We start from the raw sequence: 6,000 nt of genomic DNA on the forward strand, positions 1-6,000 counted from the left end.
GCGCGGCCCGGCCGACCTGATACTTCCCACGACGGACACGATTCCATGCTGACACTGATTTCGCCGGCGAAGACGCTGGACTTTGATACGCCACCCACGACCCGCAGGAGTACCCAGCCCCGTTTCCTGGAGCAGTCCACGGCGCTGGTGGAGGACGCCCGCAAACTGGATCCGGGCGCCATCCGCGAACTCATGGGCGTGAGCGAGGGCATTGCCGAGCTCAACCATCGCCGCTTCCACAACTGGACCACACCTTTCAATCTGGACAACGCCAAGCAGGCTGTGCTCGCCTTCAGGGGGGACGTCTATACCGGCCTCGACGCCGATACCCTCGGCAAGGCAGGGCTGGATTTTGCCCAGCAGCATCTGCGCATCCTCTCCGGCCTGTATGGCCTGCTGCGGCCGCTGGATCTCATGCAGCCCTATCGCCTGGAAATGGGGCTGAAATTTGCCAACCGCGGCGGCAATAACCTGTACCAGTTCTGGGGTGAGGACATTACCCGGGCCATCAACGCCGAACTCGGCAAGAGCGGCAGCCGCATACTGGTCAATCTCGCCTCCAACGAGTATTACAAGGCGGTGCAGCCGCGGGCGCTGGATGCCGACATCATTGCCCCGCAGTTCCGCGACCTGAAGAACGGCAAGTACAAGGTCATCAGCTTCTACGCCAAGAAGGCGCGGGGCCAGATGGCGCGGTTCATCATCGACAATCGAATCAACGATGCGGAGGGTCTGCTGGATTTCAGCGTCGACGGCTATCGGTACAATCGCCGCGAATCCGGCCCCCGGGAGCCGGTATTTACCCGCAAGGCACCCACCGCCTGAGGGGCGGCCCGGCGTCCCACACAACGATAACAAGGACACGGCATGAGTAATACAACGACCCACCAGGTCATCATCATTGGCGCGGGCATGTCCGGCCTGTGCATGGGCATTCGCCTGCAGGCCCTGGGCATCAACGATTTCCTCATCCTGGAGAAGTCCGCGGGCGTAGGCGGCACCTGGTACGACAATACCTATCCCGGTGCCTGCTGCGATGTTCCCTCGGTACTCTACAGCTACTCCTTCGAGCCCAATCCGAACTGGTCCCGGAAGTACTCCCCGCACGATGAAATCCGCGCCTATTTCGAGCACTGTGCCGACAAGTACGGTGTGCGCGATCGCCTGCGGCTGTCGACCGCGGTGCGCTCGGCGCGGTTCGACGACAGCGCCGGCGAGTGGGAAGTGACCCTGGAATCCGGTGACCAGTTGCGCAGCAAGGCGTTGGTCAGCGGCCTCGGCCAGCTCAATCTGCCCCATATACCACCGATTCCCGGTGCGGAAACTTTTCACGGTGAGTCCTTTCACTCCGCGCGCTGGCGCCACGATCTCGACCTCACCGGCAAGCGGGTGGCGGTGATCGGCAATGCCGCCAGTGCCCTGCAGTTCATTCCCCATGTCGCTGCACAGGCGGCACGGCTGCACGTCTATCAGCGCAGCGCCAACTATGTGGTCAAGCGCAACGACAGCCACTACAGCGAAGCCCAGAAGCGCCGCTTCGCGCGCTGGCCCTGGCTGCAGAAACTGCATCGGGCGGGAGTCTACATTCGTGTAGAGCTGCTGTTTTACCCGGTGCTGCGCAACAGCCGGCTATTGCGGCCGTTGTGGGAAAAATGGGCCCGGCAGCATCTGGAGGAACATATCCAGGATCCGGGGCTGCGCCACAAGCTGACCCCGGACTATCCGGTGGGCTGCAAACGGATTTTGTTCGCCGACGACTATTATCAGGCCTTTGCCCGTGACAATGTGGAACTTGTGACCTCGCCGATCGTCGCCATTGATGAACAGGGGGTGGTCGCGGAGGACGGCCAGGCGCGACCGGTGGATGTCATTATCTACGGCACCGGCTTCAATACCTCGGCAATGCTGTCGGGGGTGAACTTCACCGGCGCTGGCGGACGCAGTCTCGAGCAAGCCTGGGCCGATGGCGCCGAGGCTTATCGCGGCGTCTGCGTCGCCGGCTTCCCCAACCTGTTCATGCTCTATGGCCCGAATACCAACCTGGGCAGCAATTCCATCATCTTCATGGTTGAACAGCAGGTGAACTACGTGGCCGCCTGTATCGACAAGCTGCTGGCCCACGAGCTGCGGTCCCTGGAAGTGAATCCCGCGGTCATGCGCGCCTATAACGATCACCTGCAGGGTGAACTGGCCGGAACGGTGTGGGTGGCCAATTGCGACAGCTGGTACAAGAATGCCGCCGGCAAGGTGGTCAACAACTGGCCCCGGTCGACGCTGTATTACTGGTGGCACATGCGCTCGCCGGACTTCGCCGATTTCGACATGCGCTGACGCCGCCGCGTGGTGTTCAGCTGTCCTGGCGGAAGGGCAGCAGGGTGGCCGCCTCCTGGCGGTAGGCCTCAATGTGCGGTCGCTCGCGGCGGGTAAAATCGGCTACCGCCGCCGCCAGCTGCGGATCGGCGATCCAGTGATTGGAAAAGGTCTGCACCGGGCGGAAGCCCCGCTGGATCTTGTGTTCGCCCTGCGCACCGGGGTCGAAGCGCTGCAGGCCCTCGCGAATGCAGTACTCGATACCCTGGTAATAGCAGGCTTCGAAGTGCAGGCAGTCGAAGTCCTCGATACAGCCCCAGTAGCGCCCGAACAGGGTGCTGTCAGAGCGAAAGTAGAGGGCCGCGGCCACCGCCCGCCCCGCGTGTTCTGCAACCACCATGATCGTCTGGTCCCCCAAGGATGGAGCGGTCTGCAGGAAGAAGTCCCGGGTCAGGTAGCCGCCGTGGCCGCTGCGTTTGGCGTAGGTGAGCTGGTAGAAGCGGTGAAACTGCTGCCAGTGTGCCGGGGTGATCTCGGCACCCCGCAGCAGCTGCAGCCGCAGGCCCTGCTGGCCGACCCGCTCCCGCTCCCGGCGCAGGTTCTTGCGCTTGCGGCTGGCGAAGGTGCCGAGGAAGTCGTCAAAGCTGTGGTAGCCCTCGTTGAACCAGTGGAACTGGGTGGTCATGCGCTGGGGCAGCCCGGCAGCGAGCAGGCGGGCGGAGGTGTCCTCCTCGGGAAACAACAGGTGCCAGGAGGAAAGCCCCCGGGTACCCGCAAACCTGAGGATGGCGGTCAGGGCGCAATCCCACAGGGCGTTGCTGTCCTCGCCCGCGGCCACACACAGGCGCGGCCCGGTAGCGGGAGTGAAGGGAATCGCCGATACCAACTTGGGGTAGTAGTTCAGGCCACTGCGCTGCCAGGCATCCGCCCAGGACCAGTCGAAGACATATTCGCCGTAGGAGTGGGACTTCAGGTATAGAGGCAGCAGCGCCACCAGCTTCCCCTCCCGGCGCAGCAGCAGGTGACAGGGCTGCCAGCCGGTCGCGGCGGTAGTGCAGGCAGTTTCCTCCATGCCCAGCAGGAAGGCGTGGCGCAGGAACGGGTAGTCGGTGGCCGCGACCGCATCCCACTCGCTGGCGCTGACTGCGGCGAGGGAATCGATGAATTCGGCGACGGGCACACCCGCGGCATCGTGTGCGGTCATGAGCTCGTCAGGAACCGTTAAAGACGTAGTGCAGGGCTATTCCCATGAAAATGACCAGTCCCACCCAGTTGTTGTGGCGGAACGCCCGGAAGCAGGCATCCCGGTCGCGGCTGCGAACCAGGTACTGGTGATAACCGAACAGCAGCGCCACAGCAACCAGACTGAGATAATAGATACCGCCCAGGCCGAAGCGCTGGCCGGCGAGGACCAGGGCCAGCAGGCACAGCAGCTGCATTGCCGCCAGTACCGGGCGGTCCGCCTCGCCAAACAGTATGGCGGTGGACTTGATACCGACCCGGAGATCGTCATCCCGGTCCACCATCGCATACTGGGTATCAAACACCATGGTCCACAGCAGGTTGGCGATGTACAGCAGCCACAGGGCGCTGGGCAGCTCGCCCAGCTGGGCGGCAAAGGCCATGGGGATGGCCCAGGAGAACGCCGCCCCCAGGACTATCTGGGGCCAGTAGGTGAACCGCTTCATGAACGGGTAGGTGGACGCGAGCAGCAGGCCGCCCACGGACAGGAGTATGGTGAGGGTATTGGTCAGCAGGACCAGGCCGAAGGCCGCCAGGCAGAGCAGCACGAACAGCACGCGGGCCTGGGTCACCGTGGCCTCGCCGGTCACCAGCGGACGGGTTCGGGTACGCTCGACGTCGCCGTCCCAGTGTCGGTCCGCGAGGTCATTGACGATGCAACCGGCGGAGCGCATCAGAAAGGTCCCGAGCACAAAGATCACCAGCAGTCTCGCTTCCGGCACGCCACCGGCGGCGATCCACAGGGCCCACAGGGTCGGCCACAGCAGCAGCAGGGTGCCGATCGGCTTGTCGAAGCGCATGAGCTGGAGCAGGGCGGCGATGTTGACGCGTTGGGGCATGATCGGGAGCGGTCCGGGAACAAGCTGCAAGCTTACTGCTTTACGCCTCCAATTGCAGCGCTGACCTTGCCGCGCTGGCTGCGGTGTACCGGCAGTGCGGCCTCCCAGGGTGTAAAGCCCTGCAGGAATACTTCGCTCACCAGCAGGCGCTTGCCGCCGATATCAAAACAGGAGCGGCGCGCCCAGGCATCCTCCTGCTGCTGTATCCAGGGCGCCATGTAGGCGCTGTCGCCCGTGATCCAGGCCAGCTCGAAGGGGCTGCGCTGCATGGCCGGAAAGCGGAACAGGATGGCGCCCAGGGAGCGGTTCTGCAGTTTCCGCAGGTGCGCCAGTTCACCGCTCAGACTGCTGATCGGAAACACGCTGCGGGCGAACACCACCGCGCGTTCATCCAGCTGCAGCAATACTTCCCGCACCAGGGCGCGCTGCCGCGGCGGAACCTGCAGCAGCGCTTGCTCCGAGGGCAGCGGCACCTGCCAGCCCTGATACAGGCGGTGGACGCTGAACTCGCCGGCATCCAGTGCAATCAGGCGGGCGGTCAACGAAGCATTGTCCAGCAGCCAGCGGCGCCCTGCCGCGGGCAGCTCAAGGGCGGTAAACTGTTGCTCGGGGCGCCAGCGGGGGTCGCGGTCGCCGCTTGCCGGCGGGTTGGCGGGCACAACGCGGGTCTCTCGGGTTGGTCAAAGGCGGGAGCATGCGCCAGGACTTGCCCGCATGCAAGAGTATGCTTGAACAGGAAGGTGTATAAGCGATGAGGACGACAGCCAGGCATTTTCGGGTCAGTGGCAAGGTGCAGGGTGTCTTTTTCCGGGCCAGCACCCAGGCCCGGGCGCAGGCACTGGGGCTGAACGGCTGGGTGCGCAACTGCCCGGACGGCAGTGTCGAATTGCTCGCCAATGGCACCGCGGAAGCCCTGCAGCAGCTGGAGGACTGGCTCTGGCAGGGCCCGGACCGGGCCAGGGTGACTGCAGTGGAGGCCACACCGGCACCGTTGCAGCCGCTGGCGGGATTTGCAATACGGCGCTGATCAGTTGTCCGGGCGGTACTCCAGTGCGCCGGCCAGGCCGGGCACCGGTACCCAGGTGTCGGCGCTGCCGTCGATGGGCGTAACCGTGGCATATCCCAGGTCGAACAGGTGCGCATCGTCGCCCGCCTGGCCGTGACCACCGACCACCGCATCGATCAGCAGCTCGCCCCCGTCCTCGCCGAAGGGTCGTTCACCGACCCGCCAGTGCATGTCAACGTGGCTGGCGCTGGACAGTGGTGCCAGGCGCAGGCCGCGCTCGGGTTGCCAGCCCGCCGGCACGTTGACGTTCAGCGCCAGCCCCGCCGGCAGCAGCTGCTCTGGACTGGCCTGATGCAGCTGCTCCAGCATGGCGACGAGCAGTTTCGCCGTCGGCCCGAAGGTGGCGATGGTGGAGGGAAAGCGGTGTGGCCTGGCATCGAACTCATCGAAGCGTATGCCGACGCTGATGGCGATGGCCGGATAGCCCAGGAAGGCCGACTGCAGGGCCGCATTCACCGTCCCGGACTGGTGGGCGCCGGCGCGGCCCAGGTTCTGGCCGAAATTGCTGCCGCTGATCACGATATCCGGCGGCGCATCGCGGAG

At 64.8% G+C, this 6,000-nt stretch carries 7 protein-coding genes; 3 read left to right on the top strand and 4 right to left on the bottom strand.

Going from position 1 to position 6,000, the window contains the following annotated elements:
* Nucleotides 1–45: 45 nt before the first annotated feature.
* Both yaaA and RLO07_RS14605 read left to right on the top strand, forming a co-directional pair.
* A complete protein-coding gene (yaaA, locus tag RLO07_RS14600) occupies nucleotides 46–825 on the top strand; it encodes a peroxide stress protein YaaA (RefSeq protein ID WP_462292866.1) in 780 nt (259 codons plus the stop codon).
* Between the two features lie 42 nt (nucleotides 826–867).
* Nucleotides 868–2,331 carry a flavin-containing monooxygenase gene (locus RLO07_RS14605; protein ID WP_462292867.1) on the top strand — a complete coding sequence of 488 codons (1,464 nt, stop codon included), beginning with the start codon at nucleotides 868–870 and terminating at the stop codon, nucleotides 2,329–2,331.
* Between the two features lie 16 nt (nucleotides 2,332–2,347).
* On the opposite strand, the gene RLO07_RS14610 is transcribed toward RLO07_RS14605, so the two are convergent.
* Genes RLO07_RS14610 through RLO07_RS14620 form a run of 3 tightly spaced genes read right to left on the bottom strand, consistent with a single transcriptional unit; the run spans nucleotide 2,348 to nucleotide 5,050 of the window.
* Nucleotides 2,348–3,514: a GNAT family N-acetyltransferase gene (locus RLO07_RS14610; RefSeq protein ID WP_462292868.1), complete on the bottom strand. Its 1,167-nt coding sequence runs from the start codon at nucleotides 3,512–3,514 to the stop codon at nucleotides 2,348–2,350.
* Nucleotides 3,515–3,521: 7 nt separating this feature from the next.
* Nucleotides 3,522–4,391: a 4-hydroxybenzoate octaprenyltransferase gene (ubiA, locus tag RLO07_RS14615; RefSeq protein ID WP_462292869.1), complete on the bottom strand. Its 870-nt coding sequence runs from the start codon at nucleotides 4,389–4,391 to the stop codon at nucleotides 3,522–3,524.
* Between the two features lie 32 nt (nucleotides 4,392–4,423).
* A complete protein-coding gene (locus tag RLO07_RS14620) occupies nucleotides 4,424–5,050 on the bottom strand; it encodes a chorismate--pyruvate lyase family protein (RefSeq protein ID WP_462292870.1) in 627 nt (208 codons plus the stop codon).
* A gap of 92 nt (nucleotides 5,051–5,142) precedes the next feature.
* Between RLO07_RS14620 and RLO07_RS14625 the strand changes: the two genes are divergently transcribed.
* Nucleotides 5,143–5,418 (top strand): acylphosphatase, encoded by a 276-nt coding sequence (locus RLO07_RS14625; protein WP_462292871.1) that lies wholly within the window; start codon nucleotides 5,143–5,145, stop codon nucleotides 5,416–5,418.
* Here RLO07_RS14625 and RLO07_RS14630 read toward each other — a convergent pair.
* Nucleotides 5,419–6,000, bottom strand: a 582-nt coding sequence (locus RLO07_RS14630) for a 5'/3'-nucleotidase SurE (RefSeq protein ID WP_462292872.1), incomplete at its 5' end; no start/stop codon positions are given. It abuts the gene before it with no gap.

Origin of the sequence: Haliea sp., from assembly GCF_040221975.1 — a bacterium.
GTDB lineage: Bacteria > Pseudomonadota > Gammaproteobacteria > Pseudomonadales > Halieaceae > Haliea.

Bases quoted from the DNA above. Each gene is read 5' to 3' on its own strand.
- ubiA (WP_462292869.1), bottom strand. From the start codon at position 4,391: ATGCCCCAACGCGTCAACATCGCCGCCCTGCTCCAGCTCATGCGCTTC.
- RLO07_RS14610 (WP_462292868.1), bottom strand. From the start codon at position 3,514: ATGACCGCACACGATGCCGCGGGTGTGCCCGTCGCCGAATTCATCGAT.
- RLO07_RS14605 (WP_462292867.1), top strand. From the start codon at position 868: ATGAGTAATACAACGACCCACCAGGTCATCATCATTGGCGCGGGCATG.
- RLO07_RS14625 (WP_462292871.1), top strand. From the start codon at position 5,143: ATGAGGACGACAGCCAGGCATTTTCGGGTCAGTGGCAAGGTGCAGGGT.
- yaaA (WP_462292866.1), top strand. From the start codon at position 46: ATGCTGACACTGATTTCGCCGGCGAAGACGCTGGACTTTGATACGCCA.